This is a genomic window from Streptomyces sp. NPDC001407 (assembly GCF_042895325.1).
GTDB lineage: Bacteria > Actinomycetota > Actinomycetes > Streptomycetales > Streptomycetaceae > Streptomyces.
Window position 1 is genome coordinate 26,524 of record NZ_JBIAWF010000018.1, and the last position, 25,077, is coordinate 51,600.

At 73.9% G+C, this 25,077-nt stretch carries 20 protein-coding genes; 4 read left to right on the forward strand and 16 right to left on the reverse strand.

All coding sequences use genetic code 11. From position 1 onward, the window contains the following. Positions 1-91: 91 nt before the first annotated feature. Positions 92-424 (reverse strand): hypothetical protein, encoded by a 333-nt coding sequence (locus tag ACFY1P_RS23655; protein ID WP_361526167.1) that lies wholly within the window; start codon positions 422-424, stop codon positions 92-94. Positions 425-585: 161 nt separating this feature from the next. On the opposite strand from ACFY1P_RS23655, the gene ACFY1P_RS23660 reads away from it, so the two are divergent. Continuing rightward, positions 586-1,335 (forward strand): methyltransferase domain-containing protein, encoded by a 750-nt coding sequence (locus ACFY1P_RS23660; RefSeq protein ID WP_361526170.1) that lies wholly within the window; start codon positions 586-588, stop codon positions 1,333-1,335. A gap of 15 nt (positions 1,336-1,350) precedes the next feature. On the opposite strand, the gene ACFY1P_RS23665 is transcribed toward ACFY1P_RS23660, so the two are convergent. Continuing rightward, entirely contained in the window at positions 1,351-2,316 is a 966-nt protein-coding gene (locus ACFY1P_RS23665; RefSeq protein WP_390751793.1) for a RimK family alpha-L-glutamate ligase, read from the reverse strand. A 232-nt stretch (positions 2,317-2,548) separates the two neighbouring features. Between ACFY1P_RS23665 and ACFY1P_RS23670 the strand changes: the two genes are divergently transcribed. After that, positions 2,549-3,340, forward strand: a complete 792-nt coding sequence (locus ACFY1P_RS23670; protein WP_361526175.1) for a methyltransferase domain-containing protein — start codon at positions 2,549-2,551, stop codon at positions 3,338-3,340. On the opposite strand, the gene ACFY1P_RS23675 is transcribed toward ACFY1P_RS23670, so the two are convergent. From ACFY1P_RS23675 to ACFY1P_RS23705, 7 genes are all read right to left on the reverse strand, one after another. Next, complete coding sequence (locus ACFY1P_RS23675) at positions 3,297-4,700, reverse strand: M1 family metallopeptidase (protein WP_390751794.1); 1,404 nt, start codon at positions 4,698-4,700, stop codon at positions 3,297-3,299. The two genes, ACFY1P_RS23670 and ACFY1P_RS23675, sit on opposite strands and share 44 nt — an antisense overlap. A gap of 53 nt (positions 4,701-4,753) precedes the next feature. Next, positions 4,754-5,539: a maleylpyruvate isomerase family mycothiol-dependent enzyme gene (locus tag ACFY1P_RS23680; RefSeq protein WP_390751795.1), complete on the reverse strand. Its 786-nt coding sequence runs from the start codon at positions 5,537-5,539 to the stop codon at positions 4,754-4,756. A 121-nt stretch (positions 5,540-5,660) separates the two neighbouring features. Beyond that, complete coding sequence (locus ACFY1P_RS23685) at positions 5,661-6,401, reverse strand: BPL-N domain-containing protein (protein ID WP_390751796.1); 741 nt, start codon at positions 6,399-6,401, stop codon at positions 5,661-5,663. Positions 6,402-6,435: 34 nt separating this feature from the next. Continuing rightward, positions 6,436-10,419, reverse strand: coding sequence for a Pls/PosA family non-ribosomal peptide synthetase (locus ACFY1P_RS23690; protein WP_390751797.1), 3,984 nt, complete (start codon positions 10,417-10,419; stop codon positions 6,436-6,438). 66 nt (positions 10,420-10,485) lie between these two features. Continuing rightward, positions 10,486-11,421 (reverse strand): alpha/beta hydrolase, encoded by a 936-nt coding sequence (locus tag ACFY1P_RS23695; protein WP_390751798.1) that lies wholly within the window; start codon positions 11,419-11,421, stop codon positions 10,486-10,488. A 66-nt stretch (positions 11,422-11,487) separates the two neighbouring features. Beyond that, a complete protein-coding gene (locus ACFY1P_RS23700) occupies positions 11,488-12,654 on the reverse strand; it encodes an alpha-hydroxy-acid oxidizing protein (RefSeq protein WP_361526192.1) in 1,167 nt (388 codons plus the stop codon). Between the two features lie 97 nt (positions 12,655-12,751). After that, complete coding sequence (locus ACFY1P_RS23705; protein ID WP_361526195.1) at positions 12,752-13,687, reverse strand: helix-turn-helix domain-containing protein; 936 nt, start codon at positions 13,685-13,687, stop codon at positions 12,752-12,754. Between the two features lie 103 nt (positions 13,688-13,790). Here ACFY1P_RS23705 and ACFY1P_RS23710 point away from each other — a divergent pair, with 103 nt between their 5' ends. Beyond that, on the forward strand, positions 13,791-14,840 hold the full coding sequence (locus ACFY1P_RS23710) for a saccharopine dehydrogenase family protein (protein WP_390751799.1): 1,050 nt from the start codon (positions 13,791-13,793) through the stop codon (positions 14,838-14,840). On the opposite strand, the gene ACFY1P_RS23715 is transcribed toward ACFY1P_RS23710, so the two are convergent. Next, the gene (locus ACFY1P_RS23715; protein WP_390751800.1) at positions 14,833-16,032 is read right to left on the reverse strand and encodes an amidohydrolase; all 1,200 of its coding nucleotides are present in this window, start codon (positions 16,030-16,032) and stop codon (positions 14,833-14,835) included. The genes ACFY1P_RS23710 and ACFY1P_RS23715 overlap by 8 nt on opposite strands. Before the next feature lie 154 nt (positions 16,033-16,186). Here ACFY1P_RS23715 and ACFY1P_RS23720 point away from each other — a divergent pair, with 154 nt between their 5' ends. After that, positions 16,187-16,363 (forward strand): thiazolylpeptide-type bacteriocin, encoded by a 177-nt coding sequence (locus ACFY1P_RS23720; RefSeq protein WP_361526204.1) that lies wholly within the window; start codon positions 16,187-16,189, stop codon positions 16,361-16,363. An 81-nt stretch (positions 16,364-16,444) separates the two neighbouring features. On the opposite strand, the gene ACFY1P_RS23725 is transcribed toward ACFY1P_RS23720, so the two are convergent. Genes ACFY1P_RS23725 through ACFY1P_RS23750 form a run of 6 tightly spaced genes read right to left on the reverse strand, consistent with a single transcriptional unit; the run spans position 16,445 to position 25,065 of the window. Further along, positions 16,445-18,385 carry a TOMM precursor leader peptide-binding protein gene (locus tag ACFY1P_RS23725; protein WP_390751801.1) on the reverse strand — a complete coding sequence of 647 codons (1,941 nt, stop codon included), beginning with the start codon at positions 18,383-18,385 and terminating at the stop codon, positions 16,445-16,447. Beyond that, entirely contained in the window at positions 18,382-19,137 is a 756-nt protein-coding gene (locus tag ACFY1P_RS23730) for an ABC transporter permease (RefSeq protein ID WP_390751802.1), read from the reverse strand. Before ACFY1P_RS23730 ends, ACFY1P_RS23725 begins: the two co-directional genes overlap by 4 nt. Beyond that, positions 19,134-20,066: an ABC transporter ATP-binding protein gene (locus ACFY1P_RS23735; RefSeq protein WP_361526213.1), complete on the reverse strand. Its 933-nt coding sequence runs from the start codon at positions 20,064-20,066 to the stop codon at positions 19,134-19,136. Before ACFY1P_RS23735 ends, ACFY1P_RS23730 begins: the two co-directional genes overlap by 4 nt. Before the next feature lie 6 nt (positions 20,067-20,072). After that, positions 20,073-21,317 carry a site-2 protease family protein gene (locus ACFY1P_RS23740; protein WP_390751803.1) on the reverse strand — a complete coding sequence of 415 codons (1,245 nt, stop codon included), beginning with the start codon at positions 21,315-21,317 and terminating at the stop codon, positions 20,073-20,075. Then, a complete protein-coding gene (locus ACFY1P_RS23745) occupies positions 21,314-22,354 on the reverse strand; it encodes a lantibiotic dehydratase C-terminal domain-containing protein (RefSeq protein ID WP_390751804.1) in 1,041 nt (346 codons plus the stop codon). The genes ACFY1P_RS23740 and ACFY1P_RS23745 overlap by 4 nt, the downstream gene beginning before the upstream one ends. After that, on the reverse strand, positions 22,351-25,065 hold the full coding sequence (locus tag ACFY1P_RS23750) for a lantibiotic dehydratase (RefSeq protein WP_390751805.1): 2,715 nt from the start codon (positions 25,063-25,065) through the stop codon (positions 22,351-22,353). Before ACFY1P_RS23750 ends, ACFY1P_RS23745 begins: the two co-directional genes overlap by 4 nt. Between the last annotated feature and the right edge of the window lie 12 nt (positions 25,066-25,077).

The window sequence follows — 25,077 nt, forward strand, 5'->3', positions numbered from 1 at the left end:
ATGGGGGGCGGCCGTGTCCGGCGGACGAGGACTCACGCGGCTCGAAATTGTGTGCAGCGCGTCGGACGGGAATCTTCCGGCGGCCCGCCCGTCACCCGTGCGGCACGGGATCGCCGATCCTGAACCTGCTTCCGTTGCGTACGCCGAGCCTTGCTGTGATCTCCACGCGCCGTGCGGCCGGTTCCGCCGAGAATTCCCGGCCTGCCTCGGCGAGACGGGCGCTCTTCTGTCCCCGGTAGCGGAAGTAGACGTTGATGCGGTGGACTCCGGCAGGGACGGTGATCTCCTCCGTGCCGAAGCCCCACTTCGCGGTGTATGCGCGGTTGTCGACCTCGATGACGGGGTGCGTCAACAGGCGGTGGAACCACGCCGTGACGGGCGAAGGCCTGACCTCGACTGTGACAACTACCCCTTGGTCAACCATGCGTTGATGCTACTGAGCCGCGCGTATGGGGGCCGCGCGGGGGCCCGCGAGGTGTTTCAACAGGTGTTGAAATAACGGGCGTCGGCGGCGTACAGTCCGAAAGGTCACCGCCAGGTGAAGGGCGCACTGGTGCCCGGAAACCATCGACCGTGGAGGCACACATGACGAACGGAACCGGCAGCGGAACGGCCGCCACCCCCGGCAACATGGACTTCGAAGCGCTTTATCAAGGGAAACCCTCGTTGCCGTGGACGGAGCTCGTGCTCGACGTGGCGCCGTGGGACATCGGCGAGCCGCAGCCCGCGCTGGTCGCGCTGGAGGAGAGCGGGCGGCTGTCCGGCGACATCCTCGACGCGGGCTGCGGACTGGGCGAGAACGCGTTGTATCTCGCCGGACGCGGACACCGGGTGACCGGCTTCGACGCCGCCCCCACCGCGCTGGAGCAGGCGAGGGCGCGTGCCGCCGGCCGCGATCTCGACGTCACCTTCGTGCAGGCCGACGCCACCACGCTCGAGGGCCTCGGCCAGGAATTCGACACCGTTGTCGACAGCGCGCTCTACCACTGCCTCGACGACACCCAGCGCGGCTTGTACGCGGCGGCGCTCCACCGGGTGTCCCGCGCGGACGCCCGACTCCACCTCTTCTGCTTCGCCGACACGAAGTGGCCCGGATTCAGCCTGCCCCTGATGGCCGTCAGCCAGGACGATCTGCGCGCACACCTGGGCGAGCACTGGCGGATCGAGGACATCGCGCCCATGGACTACGCCACGGCTTTCACTCCTCAGTTCCTCCAGCAGCACGCGAGCGACCTGGGCCGGGCGGGCCTCAGCGTCGAGCTCGACGCTCTGCGTACGGACGACAAGGGCAGGGTGCTGGTGCCCATGTGGCAACTGCACGCGGTGCGGCGGTAGTCGCCCGGCTCCCCCTCACCTCGCTTCGACCACGGGCCGGGCCTCCGCCTGGCCCGCGGTTCGTGGGGCAGCGGCTCGCGCCTCCAGGTGCCGGGCGACGCACGCCGTGATCGCCGGGACCACTCCCGTCATCGCCGGGCGCCAGGCCGGGACCGCGTTGACCTCGCAGACGGTGTAGGAGCCGGGGCCGGTGAAGAGGAGATCCACCCCCGCGACGACGAGGCCGACGGCCTTGGCGGCCTGGACCGCCAGGGCCTCGGCCTCGGGGTGACGGCCGTGGCAGAGCACGGCCGAACCGCCCCGTGCCAGGTTGGAGGCGAGCCCGCGTTCGTGGGACGTGCGGATCTCCGCGGCGACGGCCTCGCCGTCCACGACGACCACCCGCAGGTCACGGCCGTGGGAGGAGGCCACGTACTCCTGGAGGAGGAAGGGAGTCTCCTGCGTGAGGTTCCCGGCCACGTCGCGCAGCAGCTGGGCGTCCGGCGCGAGGAACACCCCGTTCCCGCCCATTCCGCTGACGGGTTTGACCACGCACGGCATGCCGAGACCGGTGTCGCCCACGACCTCGGTCAGCGGCGCGGTGGCGTAGGAGAGGGAGTCGGGCACGGGCAGGCCGGCCAGGGCCAGCTCCTGGAGCTGCCAGAGCTTGTTGTGGCAGATGAGCTGGGACTCCAGCGGGTTGATGAGCGTCGCCCCCATGCGCTCCAGATGCCGCATCAGGGTGCTCTCGCGGTCGAGGCGCTGGGAACCGGGCACCTGACGCACGCACACCACGCTCGGCGGAGGCACCTCCAGGCCGCCCAGGGTGCGCAGGAAGAGCCGCCCTTCGCGGATGCCGAAGAGCAGTTCGTCGGTGTGCCAGACGGCGAACCGCGGACCGTGGATCCGTTCGAGAGCCGTGGCCAGTTCCCGAGTCGAGCGTCTCAGGGGCGCCGGGTGCTCCCGCACCAGCATCCAGACATCCGCAGGTGCCCCGATCACCGACCGCGCCATCTGCTCGCCACCGTTCCGTCGTCGCTGGAGAATTGTCAGAAACCTGCAAGAACCTGTCCCGGGAGCCCTTTCCCGAAACACGGGGTCCGCGCCGGACGAGCGGCCGAAAGCGGGCCGTCGGGCGGCGGTGGGGGTTCTCGGCCGCCTCGCCTCCGGATACGGTTCCCCGCGCCCGGCCGCCGAAGGACGGCGGCCCCGGACCCGAGGGATGGAGGCGCGCATGACCGACGGCACGCTCTACGAGAGCATCGGCCCGGGATACGCCCGCGCACGCCGCCCCGACCCGCGCATCGCCGCCCGTCTCCGCGGCGCCCTGCGCGGCGCCCGGACGCTGCTCAACGTGGGTGCGGGGACCGGCAATTACGAGCCCGGCGACCGCGCCGTCGTCGCGGTCGAGCCCGCCGCGGCGATGCTGGCCCAGCGGCCGCCCACCGCCGCCCCGGCCGTACGGGCCGTGGTGGAGGCCCTGCCCTTCGGCGACACCGCCTTCGACGCGGCGCTCGCCACCTTCACCGTGCACCTGTGGCACGACCTGGCCGCGGGCCTCGCCGAACTGCGCAGAGTGGCCCGGCGCCAGGTCATCCTGATGACCGAACCGGAGATCGGCCGCCGGTTCTGGCTGACCCGCTACTTCCCCGAGTCGCTCACGCTGCCCAGCGAGGCCCACGCGCCCTCGGTCGCGGACATCGGCGAGCACCTGGACGTGCGGGCGGTCGAGGCCGTACCGGTGCCCGCCGACTGCACCGACGGCTTCGTCGGCTCCTTCTGGAACCGGCCGGAGGCGTTTCTCGACCCCGCCGTCCGCGCCGGGATGTCCATCCTCGCCCAGCTTCCGCCCGAGGCCGCCGCGCGCGGGGTGCGGCGGCTGCGGAGCGACCTGGCGAGCGGCGAGTGGGACGCCCGGTACGGACACCTGCGCACGCTGGAGACGTACGACTACGGATACCGCCTCGTCGTGGCCGGTGAGGTCAGGGCCGTGCGGGCTTCCCCGGCCCGTACAGCCAGCTGGTGAGGGCGGGCCCCGGGTCCCTGGGGGAGACCGAGCGGGCGAGGGCGGTGAACTCCTCGGTCGTGCCGTGCCCGTCGCGGTGCCGCGCCGCCCAGGCGCGCAGCAGGCGGAAGAACGCGCGGTCGCCGATGACGGTCCGCACCGCGTGCAGGGCCATCGCGCCGCGGTCGTAGACCGGTGCGTCGAAGAGGTGCGTGAAGTCGCCCGGGGCAGCGGGCGGGAAGGCCCATATGGGATCGCTCACGGGCTTGGCGTAGTCGGTGTCGAACGCCTGCTGGGCGCTGGGGCCGCCGTGCTGCTCCGCCCACAGCCACTCCGCGTACGTGGCGAAGCCCTCGTTGAGCCAGATGTCCTGCCACCGGGCCAGGCTGACGGAGTCGCCGAACCACTGGTGCGCCGTCTCGTGCACCAGCGTGACGACCTCGGGCGCGTGGGCGTACAGCGGTCTGGTCTGCGTCTCCAGGGCGGTGTACGGGATCTGCGGCGCGTGGTCGACGATCGCGCCGGCGGCACCGAAGGGATAGGGGCCGAAGAGCCGGCTCTCCCACTCGACGATCTCCGGCAGCCGCTTCAGCGCGGGGGCGGAGGCGGCGTCCTCGCGGGGGTCCACCGCGGTGAAGACGGGCAGCCCGGAGGGGGTGCGGTAGCTCTCGGTGCGGAACTTCCCGATGGTGGCTGTGGCGAGGTAGCCCGCCATCGGCTCGGGGCTGTGCCAGCGGAAGGTGGTGCGGCCCCGGTGGGTGCGGCGGCCGGTGAGGGTGCCGTTGGCGACCGCGGTGTAGCCCTCGGGCACGGTGATGGTGAAGTCGAACGCGGCCTTGTCCAAGGGGTGGTTGTTCAGCGGGAACCACGTGCGGCTGCCCTGCGGCTCGCCGGCCACGAACGCGCCGTCGTCCGTGACGTTCCACCCGTCGTACGGATCCCCGGCGACGTTGATGGCTTCCGGCTTGCCGTCGTACGCCACCGTGACCTGGAAGACCTCGCCGCGGTGCAGCGGGGTGCGCGGCGTGACGACGAGCTCCTGGCCGTCGCGACGGAACGCGGCGGGCGCCGGGCCGACCCGCACGGACCGGACGGTGAGCCCGGACAGGTCGAGGTCGAAGCGCGCGAGGTCCTGGGTGGCGCGTGCGGTGATGACCGCCCGGCCGTCGAGGTGGGTGTCGGCCGGTGTGTAGGCGAGGGTGAGGCCGTAGTGCAGGGCGTGGTAGCCGCCGTTGCCGTCCAGGGGGAAGAACGGGTCGCCCAGGCCGGGGGCCCCGGCCGTGGGCGGATCGGGCGGTGGTTCCGCGGGGGCGGCCGCGGTCGTGCCGGTCAGGGCGACCACGGTGAAGAGGGAGACGAGAGTGCCACGGAAAGCGTTCACGGACCTTCCTTCCGGTCGTCGGCGCCGACGTGACACTTCCCGTACTCGGGCCTTTAGAACGCGGAGTTGGCGGCCCAGCGTACCAGGAGCGCCTCGTCGCCGAGCACTTCGAAGGCGTTCGAGGCGCGGTCCCGGCGGCCGTACATCAAGAGCAGCAGGTCCGCCGCGGTGCCGCTCACGGTGGTGTCGGCGCCGGCTGTGGCGTCCGGTTCGAGCCCGAAGCCGTCGGGGCGCAGGCGGACCAGCCAGTCGCCGTCGGTGTCGGTGCACCGAAAGCGCAGGGTCTCGCCGTCGCCCCGCAGCTCGGCCACCTTGGGGGCGAAGAAGACCGCGTAGGGGAGGTTGACGAGGAACTCGTCGATGCCGTCGGTCGCGAGGCCGGGGTCGATCGTGGACGGGAGTCCGGCGGCGGCTTCCGCGTCCGTGCGGTGCACCAGGGTCTCGAAGAGCATCCGCCGGATCCAGAACCGGGCGTGGGGATCGGCTCCCCACACCCACATGGGCGCGTCCGGGTCGACGGTGGTGAACGCGCTCGCGGCCTCGGCGGCGCTCGCGGTCAGCCAGTCGGGGTAGGCGCTGTCCTCGGCCGGGAAGTCGAACGGGGCGTCCCGGCTCTGCGGGCGCTCCTGGACGCACTGGCGCAGGAGGGCGGAGAACCAGCGCTGCACGCTGCCGGTGTGCTTGACGAGGTCGACGAGCGTCCAGCCGGGGCAGCCGGGCACGGGTGCGGTCAGGTCCGTGCCCTTGGCCACGGCCACCATCCGGGCGGTTTCCGCCGCGATGGCCTCGCGGTGCACGGCGGGGGCGGATGCCCGGCCTGACTGATTCGACTTGTCCATATTCGCCGCGCTTTCGTGAGCCTTCCGGCCCGGCGGTCCGACGGGCCGGGCTCTGCGCGCAGACTGCCACACGGTCCCGGAGCCCGCGCGCCCGGGACCTCTGTGGGTCACTCCGGCACGCTCACTCCAGCACCGCGCCCGCGAGGTCGAGGCCCAGGTCGTGGCCGTGGTGGACGGGGAGGCCGACGTCGGTGAACCAGTCGTCGGTGGCCTCCGGGTGCGGCCCCACGACCCCGACGCGGCCCGCGCCGAAGGGGGCGACGAGCGCGGCGACCGTGCCGTTCGTATAGGTGGCCAGGACCGTCGCGTGCGCGCCCGGGTCGAGGAGGAACTGCGGGCCGTCCTGGAAGAACAGGGTGCGGCGCAGGCCGCGCCAGTCCACGTCGACCAGTGTGTTGCTCTCGTCCTGGACGGTGGCGCCCGGTGAGCCGATGTACTGGTCGGTGTCGCCGGGCAGCAGGCCGAACCCCGGGGTGGCCCCGGCCAGATAGCCGCCGAGGCAGAAGCCCAGATAGCGGCCGCCGCCGTGGACGTAGCCGCGGATGGCCTCGCGCTGCCGTCTCAGGTGCCGGTAGGCGTGGGACAGCGTGCCGCCGCCCGGCTGGGCGTACACCCACGCCTGGGCCAGCGATTCGGCCGACAGAGGTACGGCCTCGTGCGGGCCGGCGTAGCGGATGTCCAGGTCCCACGGCCCGGTGGCCAGCAGCCGGGCCACCGCTTCCGGGCAGCCGGGCAGGGTGGCCGGTCCGCGGTAGACGAGCGCCAGCGGGCGCTCGCCGGCGGCCCGGACGGGGACGTCGACGGGGGCGCTCCTGCTGCCGAACGCCCGGCGGAGGGAATCGAGGATGCCGTTGGGTGCCATGAGCGCCGCCTCACCGCCCGTGCCCGGTCGGCGTTCACCGGTGGCGGGGCCCGGGCGCGTGCTCGCGGCCGGCGTCCCGGTGGGCCACGCCCTGGGCCGGGATGCCGCGCCAGCTCGTGCCCGGCGTGAGGTGCTCGCCCTTCATGAGCAGCGACAGCGCGTCGAGCCAGACGCCCTCGCCGACCACGCCGTCGTAGAGCACGATCGCCCGGGTGCCGATGCTGGTGCCCGCCTGGAGGGTGACCGTCGACATCTTCATGACACGGTCTTCGAACAGGTGTGTCTGCAACGATACGCCCGTGCCCACCGCGGCGTCGTCGCCGATGTCCACCAGGTCGAACTCGGTGAGGTAGGTGGTGCTGATCCAGGTGCGTCTGCCGATGCGGGCGCCGAACCAGCGCAGCACCGGCGGCAGGAACGGGGTCCCGGTCAGGGCGGCCACCCCGGCCGGTACGGCGGCCGCCTCGAAGAGGCCGGTGACGAACTCCGTACGCCGAACGAAGAGGCTCCACAGCGGTTCGACCCGCGGCCGGTAGACCCCGGCGACCAGGCGCTTGACCAGAGCGCAGTACGCGATCACACCGACCCCCGCGCTCATCAGCAGGACCGGCGCCACGAGCGCGGGGAGCAGGAGGCCCGGCAGGCGGACCACGCCGGCGAGCGCCAGCACGTACAGGAACAGGCTCGTGCCCAGCACCGAGGCGGGCATGGTGGCGCGGAAGAACTCGATGCCCAGCCGCTGGAGGACCGCCTTGCGGGTCGGTGTGAACGTCAGCTCCTCGGGGAAGGAGCCGCTGCTCTGGCGCACCGGGAGGTGGATCGCGGGCGACCCCAGCCACGAGGTGCCCGCGGGCACCTCCTCCCGCGGTGGCACCGTGCCCACGCCGACGAGGGAGCCCGGGCCCGTCCGGGTGCCGGCCGGTACGCACGCGGCGTTGCCGACGAACGCCCGCCGGCCCACCTCGGTGGGCCCGAACGAGACGCGTCCGGCCGCGAAGGAGGCGGCACCGATGCTGGCCATGTCCGCGACGAAGCTGCCGTCGCCGAGGGTGAGCAGGCCGGGGTCGAGGTGCGCGGCGGTGGACACCTCCGCTCCCCGGCCGATCCGCGCGCCGAGGACCCGCAGCCACGGCACGGTGTAGAGCGTGGCGTAGAGGGAGTTGGTGAACGTCAGGCTGAACTCCAGGAGCTTGTCCGCCAGCCACTTGCGCACGCCCAGCGAGGACCGCAGCGGCCGGACGCCGGCCGGCGGGGCGGGCAGGACCAGGCGTTTGCCGACGGCGACCGCGCAGCACACGGTCAGCACGTACACCGGGCCGGACAGCAGCGAGGCGAGGAGGGCCGCCCAGGTGTCCCAGACGAGCAGGGACCACCACACCAGCACCAGGCTCGGCGCGATCATGGCGAGCATGCCGGCCTCCAGGGCCGCGAGTCCGAGCAGCGCGGCGGCGAGGTGCCGCGGCCGCCACCGGCCGGCGTCGCCGTCGGCGCGCAGCATGGCCTCCACCTCGGGGGAGAGCGCGTCCGTCGGGCCCGGCGGAGACCCGGCCCAGCGGGCACCCGGGGGAATCGCCTCCCCCTGGCCGATCACCGACTGCTCGCCGAGCCCCGACCCGGCCCCCATGCGGGCGCCGGGTTCGAGGACCGCGTTCGCGCCCACATAGCACCGCGGGCCGATCTCGATCGGGGCGACCGTCACCCAGCCGTCCGCCACGCGCCACGGGCGCAGGGTGGCGCCGTAGCCGATCGCTGTATCACCGCCGACCCGCAACAGCGTGGGCAGCGACAGGGCGTTCGTCGCGATCGTGGTGCGGGGGCCGACGCGCGCGCCGAGCAGGCGAAGATACGCGGCCATCATGGGCGAACCGCTCAGCACCGGCAGCGGGCTGAGGCTCAGCAGCAGGCCCAGCGTCCACAGCCGGAGGTAGGTCCTGCCCCACAGCCGGTAGCGGCCCGGCCGGATGCCCGCCGCCAGCGGGCGCGCGAGTGCGGCCGGGACGACCCAGCGCAGGAAGAGGTAGCTGATCAGCACGGCGGCCGCGGCGCGCAGCGAGTTCCGCAGGGAGAGCTGACCGTCACCGTGGTCGAGCACCCAGACCAGCGGCAGCGTGAAGGAGAGCAGCACCAGATAGAGCGCCCCCGCCTGGACGGCCCCCGCGGCCGCGATCCGGCCGCCGCTGTGGCGGATCGGCGCCGGGCGGGGCGGACCGGCCGGCGGGGCGGTGCCGCCCGGTGCGCCCAGTACGGCGGCGAGGCCGCGCACGGTGGGGTGGGCGTAGAGGTCGCGCAGAGCGGGGGTGCCGATGCCCCGGTCACGCAGCAGTGACACGACGCGGGCCGCGAGGAGGGAGTGGCCGCCGAGGTCGGTGAAGAAGTCCGCCTCCGCCGACAGCGACGCGGGACCGACGCCGAACGCCTCCGCCCAGGCGTCCCGCACCTTCTCCTCCAACTCGCCCCGGGGCGGCACCACTTCACCACCGCCCAGCAGGCGGCGGCCGGTCGGCGGGGGCAGCTTGCGCCGGTCCACCTTGCCGCTCGGCATGGCGGGCAGCTCGGTGAGGACGTCCAGGAAGGACGGGACCATATAGGCGGGCAGCCTGCGTCGCGCGCGCTCGTGCAGCCGGGCGAGGAGGGTCTCGTCCGCCTCGGTGCCGCCCGCCGACCGCACCACGTAGGCGGACAGTTCGGCCGCGCCGCCCTCCACGTCGGGCGCGGGCATCAAGGCGGTGGCAGCCTCGGCCACACCGGGCTCCTCCAGCAGCACGTTGTCGATCTCACCGAGATCGACCCGGTGGCCGCGGACCTTCACCTCGGCGTCGGCCCGGCCCAGATACTCGAACTGCCCGTCCGGGGTCCTGCGTCCGAGGTCGCCCGTGCGGTAGAGCCTGCCGCCCGCCGGGGCCAGCGGATGCTCGATGAACCGGTCGGCGGTCAGCTCCGGCCGCCCGATGTAGCCACGGGCGACGCCGGGGCCGCCGACGCAGATCTCCCCGACCTCGCCGTCGGGCACGGGCTGGCGCTCCTCGTCGAGCAGCACCACCGAACAGGTCGGCAGCGGCCTGCCGATGGTCACGGGCCGGCCCGGCAGCAGTTCCCCCACGGTGGCGGTGACCGTGGCCTCGGTCGGGCCGTAGGTGTTGAGGATGCGGCGCCCCGGCCTGCTCCACCGCTCGACGAGCCGGGCCGGGCACGCCTCACCGCCGACCATGACGGCGCGCAGGAGCGGGAGGTCCCGGGGGATCGTCGCCAGCAGCGTCGGCACGCAGTACAGCACCGTGATCCCGCGCTCCTCCAGCCAGTCGGCCAGCTCGGCGCCGAACTGCGCCGAGCCGACCGGGCCGGCGACGAGCGTGGCGCCGACCGCCCACGTCGGCCAGATCTCCTCGATGGAGAAGTCGAAGGAGATCGTCATGCCCTGGTGGACCCGGTCCTCGGGCCGCACGTCGTACAGCTCGGGCACGTGGCGGAGGAAGTTGCAGATGCTCGACTGGGCGATCCGCACGCCCTTGGGCCTGCCGCTCGAACCCGAGGTGTACATGATGTACGCCAGCGGATCGTCCTCCTCCCGGCCGGGCGGCAAGCGGGTGCGGGGCGCCGCCGCGAGCTCCGGCCCGCACGAGCCGAGGTCGAGGACGCGGCGGGCGATCCCTTCGGCCGCCGGCGCGGCGCCGGCGGCGGTCAGCACCAGGTCGACGTCGGCGTCCTCGGTGATGAAGCCGGCCCGGGCCGGTGGCGCCGCCGGGTCGATGGGCAGGAACGTCGCACCGGCCTTGCCCACCCCCAGCAAGGACACGTACGTCTCCACCGACCGCGGCACCAGGATCGCGACCCGTGCCCCCGGGCCGATGCCCAGGCCGCGGAGATGACGGGCGAGCTGATTGGCGCGGGCGTCGAGTTCGCCGTAGGTCAGCCTGTGCTGCTCGCACTCCAGCGCCGTGGCCGACGGCGAGCGGTCACAGGCGGCCTCGAACACGCGGTGCAGCCGTGCGGCGCCCGTGGCCGGCCTGTACGTGGCCATGTCTCCATGGCATCGCCGATCACAAGTGATCGCATCCCTGGGGCGGGTACGGCGGCCCCGGGCCGCTCACTTGAGCAGGTGGGCGAGGCGGGCGAACAGCTCGCCCGCCGCGGTGTCGGCGCCGGGGGAGAGGGGGCAGAGGTTCAAGAAGCCGTGGATCAGCCCCTCGTAGTTCCGCGCGAACACCTCCACCCCGGCGTCGCGCAGCGCTTCCGCGTAGGCCAGACCCTCGTCGCGCAGCGGGTCGTACTGCGCGGTGGCGACGACCGCGGGCGCGAGCCCCGCGAGGCTCTCGGCGCGCAGCGGGGAGACCTGGGGGCAGCTCCGTACGGCCGGGTCGTCGCCGGCGTAGAGATACTGGGTGTCGGCGATGTTCTCGGTGGTGAGCATGTATCCGGCCCCGTTCTCGGAGCGGGAGGCGTACTCACCGTCGAAGTCGGTCGCGGGGTAGGCGAGCAACTGCGCCGCGAGCGGGCGGCCTTCGTCGCGGAACGTCTGCGCGGTCACGGCGCAGAGATTGGCGCCCGCGCTGTCCCCGGCCAGGGCGAGGCGGTCGCGGCGGGCGCCGTACTCCTCGATGTGGCCGGCGACGTGGCGCGCCACGGCCAGGCAGTCCTCGTAAGGGGCGGGGAAGGGGTGCTCGGGGGCCCGGCGGTAGTGGACGGCGACCACCACGGCGCCGACGTCGCGGCACAGGCGGCGGGTGACCAGGTCGTGGCTGTCGAGGTCGCCGGCGATCCAGCCGCCGCCGTGGAAGTAGACCACGGTGGGGGCGGGCCCCTCGGCCATGGGCCGGTAGATCCGCACGGGCACGTCCCAGGCGGGGCCGGGCACCGTGGCATCCCGCACGGAACCGACGGCGATCGGGCGTACGGCCCCGGCCGCGGCCGACAGTTGCCGCTCCGCCTCGCGGAGCACTCGGGGATCGGTGGTGCGGATGGGCATCGAGAGGACGGAGTCGACTCCGTCGAGGAGGGCGGCGATGGCCGGGTCGAGGGGCATGGGGGATGTCTTTCCGGACGAGCGGGCGCGGATGCGGCGGGTCGGGGCGTGCCGGGAGCGAGTGCGTCAGCCGACGCGCCGGAGCGCCTCGGGGGTGAGGTCCGCGAGGGTGGGATAGCCGTCGACGGCCATCAGCAGGTCGGCCTCGGCCAGCACCGAGCGCAGGACGTGGACGATGCCGTCGGTGCCGCCGACGGCGAGGCCGTAGGCGTACGGGCGGCCGATGCCGACGGCGGTGGCCCCCAGGGCGAGCGCCTTGACGACGTCCGCTCCGGTGCGGACGCCGGAGTCGAAGAGGACGGGCAGTCCGTCGGCCGCCTCGACGACGCCGGGCAGGGCGTCGAGGGCGGGCAGGCCCCCGTCGGCCTGGCGGCCACCGTGGTTGGAGCAGTAGACGCCGTCCACGCCGCCGTCCCGGGCACGGCGTACGTCCTCGGGGTGGCACAGGCCCTTCACGATCAGCGGCAGTGTGGTGATCGAGCGCAGCCAGGACAGGTCGTCCCAGGTGAGGGGGTTGCCGAAGAGCTCGCTCCAGCGCAGGGCCGCGGCCTGCGGGTCCTCCTCCGGCGTGCGCTCCAGGCCCGCGCGGAAGACGGGGTCGGAGGTGTAGTTGGCCAGGCAGTGGCCGCGCAGCTGCGGTAAGTTGCCGGTGCGCAGGTCGCGCGGGCGCCAGCCGGTCAGCCAGGCGTCCAGGGTGACCACGATCGCCTTGAACCCCGCCTTCTCGGCCCGCTCGACCAGACTTCCGGCGAGATCCCGGTCGGTGGGCGTGTAGAGCTGGAAGAGGGCCGGTGCCGGCCCCGTCTCGGCCGCGACCGCTTCCATCGGGTCGACGGAGAACGTCGAGGCGACCATCGGCACTCCGGTACGGGCGGCCGCCCGGGCCGTCGCCAGATCGCCGTGCCCGTCCTGGGCGCACAGCCCGATGACGCCGATGGGTGCCATGAACAGCGGTGCGGGCAGTGCCATTCCGAACACGTCGACCGAGAGGTCGCGTCGCGCGGCCCCCACGAACATCCTGGGATACAGCCCCCACCGCTCGAAGGCGGCCACGTTGGCCCGCTGGGTGCGCTCGTCGCCCGCGCCCCCGGCGACGTAGTCGCGCACGGACTCCGGCAGCACGGCCAGGGCCCTGGCCTCCAGCTCGCCGTGGGACATCGGGAACCGCGGCCGGACGCCGCGCAGCCCGTCGAAGTAGATCTCGTTCTGGTAGGAACCGAACGGCTGGCCCATCAGTGTGTCCTTCCTCTGGCAGTCCCGGTCGGGTGACCTGGTGCCCACCCTGCAAGGAGGTGCGGCTGTCCGGCAACGGCGCCTGTCCGCCGCGCGGCTACCGGGCCCGCGAGCGGAAGGTGCGGCGGTAGGTGTCCGGGGGCACACCGACCGTGCGGTTGAAGTGCCGGCGCAGCGTCGTGGCGGTGCCCATGCCGGTGGCCGCCGCGATGGCCCGGACGCTGTCGTCGGTGGTCTCCAGCAACTCCTGGGCGCGGCGGATCCGCTGGGTCAGCAGCCAGCGCAGCGGCGTGGTGCCGGTCGCCGCCCTGAAGTGGCGGCCCAGGTGGCGCGAGCTCATCCGTGCCCGGCGGGCCAGATCCTCCACGGTCAGCGGGCGGTCCAGCCGTTCGAGCACCCAGGGGAACAGCTCGGCGAGCGGGTGTCCGGCCGGGGCGGGCACCGGTGTGGTGACGAACTGGGCCTGGCCGCCGTCCCGATGGGGCGGCACGACCAGGCGGCGGGCCACCGCGTTGGCGACCGCCGCGCCGTGGTCGAGGCGGACGAGGTGCAGGCACAGGTCCATGGCGGCGGCCTTGCCCGCGGAGGTGAGCACGCTGCCGTTGTCCACGTAGAGCACGTCCGGGTCCACCTCCACCTGGGGATGGCGGGCGGCGAGGTCCTCGGTGTGCGCCCAGTGCGTGGTCGCGCGCCGTCCGTCGAGCAGGCCGGCGGCGGCCAGCACGAACGCGCCCGTGCAGAGGGAGGCCACGCGCGCGCCCGCCTCGTGGGCCGCGCGCACCGCGTCGACCAGCTCGGCGGGCGGGTCCACCTCGACGTCGGCCCAGCCCGGGACGATCACGGTGTCCGCGTGCGGGAGCCGGTCGAGGCCGTGGTCGGGCTCCAGCCGGAACCGCCCGGCCCGCACCGAGCCCGGCCCGCACACGACGAGGTCGTACCAGGGGTCGGCCGGGCCGGACCCGAAGACCTCGCAGGCCAAGGACAGTTCGAAGGGCAGCATTCCGTCGGTGACGGCCAGCGCGACAGTGTCCATGTCCGGAAGTGTACGCAGCACGTCGTTCCGGACACTCACATCGGCCGGCCCGCGCCCGGCAGGCTGTCCGCACCGGATCATTCGAGCACAAGCGGGAGAACTCATGGGATCGGCGCACACGGTGGTGGTGTTCGGCGCGTACGGGCACACCGGGCGCTTCGTGGTGGCAGAGCTGCGGGACCGGGGGTTCGTGCCCGTCCTCTCCGGCCGCGACGCCGGCAAGCTGAAGGAACTGGCGGCATCCGCACCCGGATCGGACGTCCGCCCGGCGTCGGCCGGCGACCCCGCCGCCCTCGACCGCGCGCTGACCGGCGCGACCGCAGTGATCAACTGCGCCGGGCCCTTCGCCACGACGGCCGCCCCCGTGATCGAGGCGGCCCTGCGCGCCGGGATCCCGTACGTGGACGTGACGGGCGAGATCGAGGCAGGCATCGACACGTTCACGCACTTCGCGGACCGCGCCCGCGCGGCGAGGGCCGTGATCGTGCCCGCGATGGCCTTCTACGGAGGCCTCGGCGACCTCATGACCACCGCCGCGATGGGCGACTGGACCGCGGCCGACGAGGCGCACATCGCGTACGCGCTGAGCAGTTGGCACCCCACCGCCGGGACGCGCGCCACGAGCGCGGTCTCCCGGCAGCGGCGGGGCGGCCGGCGTCTGCGGTACACGCGGGGACGGCTGGAGTCGCACCACGACGCGCTGCCGACCCTGCGGTGGCCCTTCCCCGAACCGGTGGGACCCCGGGACGTCATCGGGGAGTTCACGACCGTCGACGTCGTCACCGTGCCCCGCCACCTGGGCGTTCCCGAGGTGTGCACCTATATGACGGTCGAGGCGACCGGGGAGGTGCTGGCGCCGGACACCCCGGAGCCGGTCGCGGCCGACGAGTCCGGGCGGTCCGCGCAGACCTTCCTCGTCGACGTCGTCGTGCGTTCCGGCGGCAGCGAGCGGCGTGCTGTGGCGAGGGGCCGGGACATCTACGCCGTCACCGCGCCGCTCGCGGTGGAGGCGGTCGACCGCATCCTGGCGGGACGGACGAAGACCGTCGGTGTCGCCTCCGCCGGTGAGATCTTCGACGCGCCCGACTTCCTCCGCGCGCTGTCCCCGCACCTTTCCGTGGAACTGCTGCCCCAGCGGGCCTCGTTCACGTGACGGACAGGGCGCACAGGGCCGCTGTCACCATCGCCTCGACACCGGCTGGGACGGCGAGGCGGGCGTGCGGGGCGAAGAAGGGGGAGTGGTTCGGCGGGAGCGGGGTGTGCCGCGCTGCCGCCCACTCCCGTGGCCCGGCCGTCCCGAGCATCCAATAGGCGGTCGCCACCCCGCCCTCGGCGAAGAGCGGGAAGTCCTCCGCGGCCAGGGACGGCGACCACCCCGTGACCCGCTCCGTGCCGAAGGCCTCCTCGTGCGCCTCCCGTACGGCCGAAGTCAGCCGGGGATCGGGGAGGTTGACGGGGGAACGGGACGAGACGGTGACGTCCGGCGGCTCGGGGCAGTCCGAGGCGGCGCACTCGGCCCGTATGACCCGGTGCACGGCCGCCGACAGCCGGTCGAGCGCGGACTCGGAGAAGGCGCGGACGGTGACGCCGAGTTCGGCCCGGTCGGGGACGACATTGCTCTGTCGGCCCGCGTGCAGCCGGCCCACCGTGAGGACCGCCTGTTCCGCCGGTGCCGTCTCGGCGGCGACCACGGACTGGAGACGGAGCACCGTCGCGGCCGCCGTCACGACCGGGTCCACGGCCAGATGGGGCGTCGCCGCGTGCCCGCCGCGGCCGTGCACCACCACGTCGAGGGACACACTGCCGGCCGTCACCGGGCCCGAGCCGTGCGCGACCATGCCCGCCGGGAACGGCGCCGCGTGCTGGGCCAGCACCGCGTCGGGGCGGCCGAACCGCTCGTAGAGCCCGTCGCCGAGCATGGCCCGCGCGCCGGTCAGCGTCTCCTCCGCGGGCTGCCCGACGACCAGCAGCGTGCCCCGCCACCGCCGCCTGTCCCCGGCCAGCACGCTCACCGCGCCCGCCACAGCCGCGAGGTGCAGATCGTGGCCGCAGGCGTGCATGACAGGCGAGGGACCTGTGACCTGGCTCGCGTACGGCAGGCCGGTCCGCTCCCGTACGGGCAGGGCGTCGAGCTCGGCGCGGAGCATCACCCGTGGCCCGTCGCCGTTCTCCAGCACGCCGACGACACCGTGGCCGCCGACGCCCGTGGTCACCCGGCAGCCCGCCGCCGTGAGCCAGTCGGCGAACCTGTCCGCTGTCCGTGCCTCCGACCCGGAGAGCTCCGGATGGGCGTGGAGGTCGAGGTAGAGCGTGGTGACCGCCCGCAGCAGCTCCTCGGTGAGCATGGATCCGCCTTTCCCGTGGATGTCGTGGAGGCGCCGCTGACACCCGGTGTCAGCGGTCGCGCAGTGATCTGTCAGCGGCCCCTGGTGGACTGACCGGGCAAGGAACGAAGGGCGGGGCCCCCGTCCCCGCCCGACCGCACGAAGGAGATGAACCATGGCTCAGAAGGCCGAACTCGCTTCCCTCGCCCAGGAGATCCTGGAGCTGGAGTCGGAGACCTTCGAGATCTCGGACTACTCGGACGCCAGCGAGGTCGTCCTCGCCGGCTCCACCAGCTCCAGCTCCACCAGCACCTGCTCCAGCACGACCAGCACCACCAGCTGCTCCGCCTGACGAGCCGCGCACCGGCAGCCCTCTCCGGAACGGGATCCTCCGTCCTGGAGAGGGCTGTTCCGCGTCGCGGCCCGGGGTGGGTCAGGGGAACGGGTGCGGCACCCGGCGGATCTCCTCGTCCCGCAGATCCGTCGTCCGCAGGCCCGCCCGCCGGAACGCCGTGCGCAGCCGGTCCATCCCCAGCACCCGCTGCCGGTCCCAGCCGAAGTCGATCGGGACGAGCCCCGGCACGACGGTCGACACCGTGCGCAGCCCCATGCGCTCCTGCTCGGGCGAGGTCTGGTCGACCACGATCACATCGAAGCCCGCGCGCACCAGCACGTCGCGGCACAGCAGCACGTCGTCGAGCAGATCGCCCGTGGCGGGCCGTCGCCAGCCGGCGTAGAGCTCGTCCACCGGGCGGACCTCGGCGGGCTCCAGATATTCGCGCGCGTGCCGTGCCATCCGCGGCAGACCGTAGAGCCGGGCGTGGTGGCTGAGCTGGCGCACGAGGGAGAAGTCGTCGGCCATCGCCTCCAGTTCCTCCCGGTGCTCGGCCACCTGGCGGTCCAGGTGCGGGAGATAGGTGAGGACCTCCGACAGCGCCGCCTCCACCGCCTCCTCCGGGTCGAGGCGGGCGCCCGCCGCGAAGGAGAGCGTGCCGGGGCCGCAGTCGCGGCGCACCGCCACGGCGGTCACGACGGGCACGGGCAGATCGACGCGGTTGTCGAAGGCCCGCACGTCGTAGCCCTGGAGGGCCGCGCGGTCGGCCATGGCGCGCACCGCGCCGCCGCGGCACGAGGCCAGGTCGATGCCCGTGAGGCGGGCCCGGCCGTACCACCCGAGCAGGAACGCGTCCCGCTCGATGAGCTCCAGCATCCCGAAGAGCACGGCTTCCTCGAGACAGCTGCCGGTGGCGCAGCCGTTGGAGCTCTCGAAGACGAAGTTGTCGCTGTCCACGCCCGCGCCGTAGTGGACCGCCCGCCGGGGCACCAGCACCGTGCGGCCGTCGCGCAGCGAATGGCCCCGCACCCAGGGGATCTTCCGCGCGGGGTCGAACGGTTCGAGCATCGGGTCGTCGCGGTACGTCCGGGGCGCGTAGGTGCCGCAGGTGCGCGGATCGACGGCCTCGTCACGGACGTCGTCGTACGACTCCACGACCGGCTCGCCGTGGCGCCGGGGGTGGATGCCCGCGTACCGTTCCAGCCCTTCGAGGAAGGCCAGCGTCCGGCTGGCGGCGAAGGAGTTGGCCTGGCCGCTCCAGGTGACGTCGGACAGGCCCGCGTAGGTGCGGACGAAGACGCTGCCCGCCACGGGCGAGGTCGTGGGCGAGGCGACGTCGAGCCAGGTGCCCTCGCCGAGCGCGCCGCACACGGGGTTGGCGAGCGCGCCCCTCGGCAGCGGGTAGGCGTCCGCCGGGCGCAGACGTGCGGCGTCCGGCGCGGGCTTGCGCCGGGACACCAGCTCCGGCCGGGCCCCGGTGTCGGGGGCCGGGCCGCAGTGCGGGCACAGCGGCTCGGTGAGCAGCGGCAGCGTGGTGACCTTCAAGGTGGCGAGGTCGACGCGGGAGACCTGGGGCAGCGGGCGGTCCGCGGCGGTGTGCCACTCGCCGTCCGGCCGCCCCGCCGCCACCGGGCGGCCCGAGAGCAGCACCGCCTCGTACACCGCCCAGACGGTGTCCACGGCGTAGCCGGGCAGTACGGGCCAGGTGCCCGCCGCGGTCATGCGGGTGCCCACCTCCAGCGCGTCGCGTTCGGAGCGGGAGCGCAGCCGCTGCCAGCGCCGCGCGAGGCAGTGGCCGCAGGCCGCGGTCGCCTCCTCGGTGGCGCCCCAGGGGCCGATCAGCACCGCCTGCGCGGTCAGGTGCACGGTGGCGCGGGCGCGCGGATCGCCGTGCGGGTCCTCGCCGGGCCGGAAGGCGTCGGCGGCACCCACGGGCACGACGACGGGGGCCGGCCCGCCCGAAGCCTGGGCGGAGGCGTGGAAGCGCTCGGTGAGCGCCTGGCGGAGGTGCTCGCTCGCGGTTGCCAGGGGTGTGCTCATGAGTCGTTGCTCCAGCGGAAGACCTTGACCGCGATCAGGCCGAAGACCACGGCGAACAGGGCGAGTCCGGCGCAGGCCACGGCCGTCGAGGCGAGATCCGCGCGCCCGGAGACGGCCCGGGAGATGCCGTCGTTGAGATAGTGCAGGGGCAGCACCTTGGAGACGGACTGGAGCCAGGAGGGCATCGCGTCGAGGGGGTAGAACGAACCGGACAGGAACGCCATCGGCACCATCACGCAGTTGGCGACGGCCGCCACCGCCTCCGGGGTGTCCGCCCGCGCCCCGATCACCAGCCCGATCGCGAGGAACGCGGTGATGCCGCACACCAGCACCGGCACGGCCCACGGCCAGGTGGCGTCCACCCGCAGGCCGAACACCGGCAGCAGCGCGACCCCGATGAACAGCACCGCCTGCACCGCCCCGATGACCAGGGCGATGACGTACCGCGACGCGAGCACCGACGACAGCGGGGTGGGCGTCAGCCGGATGAGGCGCAGCAGGTCGTCACGGCGCCACTGCATGAGGGTGAACGCCACGCCGAACACGGCCGCGTTGCCCACGCCCCACGACAGGACGCCGGGGGCGATGTAGTCGATGTAGCCGCGGCCGCTCTCCTCCACGTTCTTGCCGCGGAAGATCAGGCCGAAGACGACCAGGAAGATCAGGGGGAAGGCGAAGGTGAAGAAGACCGTGGTGCGGTCCCGGACGGACGCCCGGTAACTCGCGCCGGTCAGTGCGGTGTACGCGCTCATGCGCCCTGCTCCGTTCCGATGAGCTCGCCGGTGAGCTCCAGATAGACGTCTTCCAAGGTCGCGGTGCGCGTCCGGATGCCGTCGAGGCCGACGGCCGCCCCCAGCGCGGCCAGCAGCGGCCCGGCCGCCCTGGTCTCGATGACGACCGAGCCGCCCTCGACGACGACCCGGTCGGCGCCGTCGAACTCCCTTGCCCGCTCCGGGGACAGCCGGTCGGCGGGCACCAGCAGCCGGGTCGGCGCCTTGGCCGCGCCCACCAGCCGGTCCGGGCTGTCCAGCGCGACCACCGAGCCCGCGACGACGATCGCGACCCGGTCGCAGAGCGCCTCGGCCTCGTCCAGGTGGTGCGTGGTGTAGACGATGGTGCGCCCCTCGCTCTTCAGCGCGCGCAGCACCTTCCACAGCGCGCGGCGCGCCTGCGGGTCGAGGGCCGCCGTGGGCTCGTCCAGGAAGATCAGCTCCGGGTCGTGCACCAAGGCGGAGGCGATGGCGAGCCGCTGCCGCCGGCCGCCGGAGAGCACCTCGATGCGTACGTCCTGCTGCTCGGTCAGCCCCACGAGCGCGAGCGTGCGGTCCACCCCGGCCGGGTCGGCGCCGTAGAGGGCGGTGACCGTGGCCAGGTGTTCCCGCGCGGTCAGCCGGGTGAAGAAGGCGGAGCTCTGGGTCTGCACGCCGATGCGCGGCAGCAGGTCCAGGTTGCGCGGCCAGGGGGCGGAGCCGAGTACGGACAGGGTGCCCCCGTCGGCCTGGCGCAGCCCTTCCATGATCTCCACGAGGGTGGTCTTGCCCGCGCCGTTCGGCCCGAGCACGCCGAAGAACTCGCCGCGCTCGACCGTCAGGGAGATCCCGTCCACCGCCCGGACGTCGCCGTAGCGCTTGCGTACGCCCTCCAGCACCAGCGCGGGGCTCGTCGGCCTGTTGTTTCCCATGGTTCCTCAGCTCTTCTTGCGCGTTGCGGACGAGGTCGTTGCGGACGAGGACGGTGCGGGCCGGCGGCCGGCCCAGGGGCCCGTGACCGCCACCAGGGCGACGATCAGCAGGCCCGGGACGACGGCGGCCCACACGCCGTAGCGGCCGGCGAGGAGGTGGTGGCACAGCAGCACGCCGCCCACCCCGCTGCCGCCGACGAGGAGGGCCGCCCCCAGCCCGTAGGAGGCGTAGGCGATCCGGGCCGCGCGCGGGTATCCGGCGACTCCGGGGCCGCGCCGCACGGCACGCGCGGCCAGCAACCGCAGGAAGCGGCGGCTCTCGGTGGCGTAGTCGGCCATGCCCAGGCAGTGGCCGAGGATCTTGTAGCCGTCCAGCGGCGGCAGGGGCACCAGATTGGTGAGCGCCAGCACGGAGCCGACGAGCAGCAGCCCGGCGAGGGGCTCGCGGGCCGGGTCGCCGTCGGGCAGCACCGACCGCAGCAGGAGGAACGGCAGCAGGAACGCCAGGTTCATGACCGTGCCCGCGGCCGCGGTGGCGGCCTGGGCCCAACGGGTCGGCAGGTAGAGGTAGTTCTCCACCTTGCAGTACATGAACACCATCGGCAGGTGCCAGCGCAGCCCGATCTCGCCGACCTTCCCGCCGAAGTGCCGGGCGACCACCCCGTGGGCGAGCTCGTGCAGGGCCGTGCTCACCCACAGCAGCGTGCCCACCGCCAGCAGCGTCGCCGGCTGCCGGAACAGCTCCAGCGCCCCGTCGGTGAACACGCCCAGGTGCAGGGCGACGTACACCTCCATGCCGAGCGCCAGCAGCACGAGCGGCACCACGAACCAGGGCGACAGGGCGAAGCCGACGGCCCGGTACAGCCGGTCGGTGGTGGCGGCCGCGTCGGCCGTCAGCCGCAGGGTGCCCTTGAGGAGCGTGCTGCGCTCCGGCTCCGGCGCGGCAGCGGGCTCCGGCGGCTCGGCGCCCGTCAGCAGGCGTCTCTCCCACAACAGCCCGAGCAGCTGCCGCCAGTTGGCCTCGCCCAGCCGTCTGCCGAAGTGGCGCGCGTACTCCTCGCCGATCTCCCCGAGGGTGCGGGTGCCGTCCAGGCGCGCCATCAGGAAGTGCTCCTTGACGCCGACCTCGAAGGACTGCCCGCCGCACGGGTCCTTCACCAGGTGCACCACGGACGTGCCGCGCCGCAGTGCCGCGCTGCGCAGGACGTCCGGGCGCAGGGCGGGCCGCCGCTCCAGCAGCCCGGAGGTCATCGGCCGCCTTCCTCGCGCAGGGCGCGCCCCAGGACGTACGACAGATACGCCTCGTCGCGGATCGTCACATGGAGCCGGTTGTTGGTCATGTGCATATAGGGGGACAGCAGGAGGGGCAGCGCGGCGGCCGGGTCGTCCACCCGCTCGTCGGTGGTGCCGTCCCAGGAGCGGAAGACGAGGTCTCCGCGGACGGCCAGGGCGGTGGCGCGGTCGCGCAGCTCGGCGCAGTGCCCGGCCCAGCCGCGCAGGAAGCCGGGCAGCCGGCCGGTCCCGCCGTCGGCGAGGGCGCCGAGGACGGTGCCGAAGCGCCGGCCGAGGGCGGGGCCCATGTCCGTGTAGGCGCGGTCGTACTCCTCGGAGCCGATGAAGTCCGTGCCGGAGAACGCCTTCTGCCAGAAGGCGTGATAGCGGTCGAGGTACTCCGCGAGCTCCGTGCGGCCGGGCAGGAAGGAGCCCGCCATCACCATCATCAGCTGGGCCGCGGTGCCCAGGCGGACGGTCCGCAGGTGGAGGTTCATGGAGCGGACGGCCTCGATGACCAGCTCGCTGGAGTGCCGGAAGTGCCACTCGGCGAGCTCCACCCCGGCCGGGCCGCCGTACTTGCCGTACTCGGGTTCGTAACGTTCCCGGGTGAAGGTGTTGTTGGGGCGCAGCCTCATCCGCCCGTCGGGGGCCAGGAAGCCGTCCCGCTCGTCCTTGGGGAACTCCAGCTCGAAGAGGGTGTTGTAGAACTCGTTGAGGAAGCCCGAGGAGTCCACCTCGTAGAGCGCGGGCCGCTCCCGCAGGAAGGCCGCGACGGCCCGCTCGGCGCGCGCCGTGACCTCGGCCGCGGCGGCCTCGGTCGCGGGTCGCAGCCGCAGCCGCACGTGCGGGCCCTCCAGCCAGTAGTTGATGAAGAAGTGGCCCGCCAGCAGCCCGTCGGCGGTGAGCTCCTCGACGAGCGGGCCGACGCACTGGGTCAGCAGGGGCTGGGGGTTGGCGGCGTACTGGATGTGCAGGGCCTGCCAGGCGCCGGGCGTGGTGGTGGGTACGGTCATGTCAGCGCACCGGTTCCTTCACGGTCGTCACGGAGTGTCTCGACGGCCAGTTCCGCCACGTGCCGGCCCCGGCCGGAGACGGCGTGCAGGTCGTCCTCGTCGGGCAGGGCCTCACGCAGGACGACCCGGTCGGCGGGGTTCCCCAGCAGCCCTTCGAGCGCGGTGAGGGAGAGCCAGCTGTCGAAGTCGACGTACTGCGGCTTGGCCCGGCCCGCCGCCGGCGCGGCGGCGGCAGGGGTGACGGTGGCGAAGACCCGGCGCGGGAGCCGGTGCTTCGCGCGCCACCGCTGCCACTCCAGGAACCGCCGGGCGTCGTCGCCCGCCACCCCGGCCGGCAGCGCCGAGGCCGGGGACGTCCAGCTGCGCCTGCTCAGGACGAGACGGCCGTGGCGCACCCGCGGCCGCGAGGTCACCCCGTCCTCGGCCGGCCCCTCCGGCACCCCGCCCCACACGTCGAGCGGAGCCATGGAGGTGGGGGAGAGCAGCAGGAGCGTGCGGGGGATCTCGGGCAGTGCCAGGGGGACGAGGTAGCCGAGATAGACGGGGACGACCTCGAGTCCGAGCCGCTTCGAGCGCAGCACCAGGCGGTCGGCGCCGGTGTCGTGCTCGACGAAGAGGTCGGCGAGGGGGATCTGCTGCTCCGGCGGCACCGTGCCGGTATCGCCGGGGCACACGATCCGGTGGTCCGTCAGGCGCCCGTGGAGGTTGAGGTTGCTGGTGACAGAGCCGCCGGTGATCTCGGCGAACACCGCGCCCTCCGGCTGCGTGGCCGCCGCCGCGCGCCGGATCCGGCCGGAGAGCCCCTCCCCGTCACCGTCGTAGCAGTGGGTGAACCGGCTGAAGGGGAAGGCGAGTCCGCCGTAGGACTGGTTGAGCACGGCCAGCGGTTCGCCGTCGCGCGGCACCAGCTGGAGGAAGTGGCTCTGCGGCGCGAAACCGGCCGCGACCCCTTCGAGGTGACCTGCGACCGCGTCGATGGTCCCGGCGTGGACACAGATCTCCTCGGCACCCCGGGCGGTGTCCCACAGCCGCCGCATCCGGGCCGACCACTCCTCGCGCGCCGCGTCCACGGCCGCGATGCCCGGCAGGCCGAGCCAGTTGGGTTCGGGGACGTACGCGCCCTGTTCGTCGAAGGGCTTGCGGCGCGCGGTGAAGGTCGCGTACTGGTCGTAGAAGTCCTCGTGGAAGTCGTGCACCAGCTTCAGCAGGTCCTCGCACCGGCCGCCGCGGCCGTACCGTGCCACGAAGAAGCCCTTGAGCGTGATGCGCTGAGGCAGCGTCAGGTCGAAGGCGGGCAGGACGCGCTCGATCGAACGCAGCGCGGCCAGCGGCCCCCCGGCCTCCGTCCAGGGGCGGAGCCCGCAGGTGACGGCGGTGTCCGCGGATCCGGCGCGGACGTCCTCGTAGAGGAGCGTCCGCGGCAGGGCGGCCTCCGGTGCCCCCAGGTCCCGCTGGATCTCCGTCAGGGCGCGGCGCAGTTCGGCCAGCAGCTCCCGGCGCAGGCCCGCGCCGGCCGTGGCGTAGCGGTCGACGCAGGCGACGGGCCACTCCAGGGTCTCCGCGAGCCGGGTCGCCCACGGGCGGTCCAGGTCGCGCAGCGCGTCGCGGAACGCGCGCAGCGGATCGGCGGTGTGCACGTCCGTGCGCAGCGCCGGGATCTGCACCATGCCCAGCTCCAGCAGGGCCGACAGATAGCGCTCGCACTCCCGCGGTTCCGCGCCCCGCTCGGCGGCCAGCCAGCGCACGAGTTCGCGGTGGCGCAGCAGCGGCCGCTCCGCGAAGAGGGCCAGCAGCCGCTCCAGGGTGCCGCTGCGGCGGAGGAAGAACAGCCGGTCCCGCGCCGCGTCGAAGGTGACCGCCGCGCCGTCGTCGCCCGCGGTCACCGACCGGCGCACATAGCGGATCCGGTCGTCGTCGCGCCCCCAGCCGGGGGCGAGGGTGACGGGCAGGTCGCCGCGCCGGCCGGGGTCGGCGGCGATCAGCTCGGCGAGCCGGGCCAGCACGACGACGTTGAGCCGGGGATGGCCACTCCACACCTCGGGAACGTGGATCGTCTGCTCGGCGTCGTCGGTGAAGCGCCCCAGCGCCACCCCGGTGAAGGTGCTGAACGGGCTGGTCTTGCACGCCGTCCGGTAGAGGTAGGCCAGAGCGGAGCGCTCGATCTTCCGCTGCCGCTTGTCCGGCCGCCGGGCCGGATCCGTGCCGATGCAGGCGTCCAGCCGCGCCTCCAGCTCCGGCGACGCGAGCAGCAGCCCCAGCCGCAGCCGCTCCTCGCCCAGCAGGCCGCGCAGTTCGGCGCGGGCGCGGGTGGTCTCGGCGGCGAGGAGGGGCGCGCCCTCGGCGAGCAGCGCGGCCAGGGCCCGGCGGTCGCGCAGCCAGTCGCCGGCCTCCGCCGCGGCGGCCGGGTCGGCGGCGGCGAGCAGCGCGAGCGCCTCCTCGGCCCCGGCGGGCAGCCTGCCGTTGAAGGCGTCCCGCCGCAGCCGCAGCAGCAGTCGCCGCTCGCGGTCGCCCGCGGCGCCCTTGACGAGCGGGTGCAGCCGGTCGCTGAGCTCTGCCCCGCGCGCCCGCAGCCGCGCCTCCTCGCGGAGCACGCGCTCCGCCCAGCGGCCGGTGTCCGGGCAGCGCAGGGCCCGTACGGCTTCGACGGGCAGGCCCGCCACGCGCAGCATGAAGCGCGGGCTGATCGTCCAGTGGGATCTCTCGGTGGTCATGTCTTCCCCGTG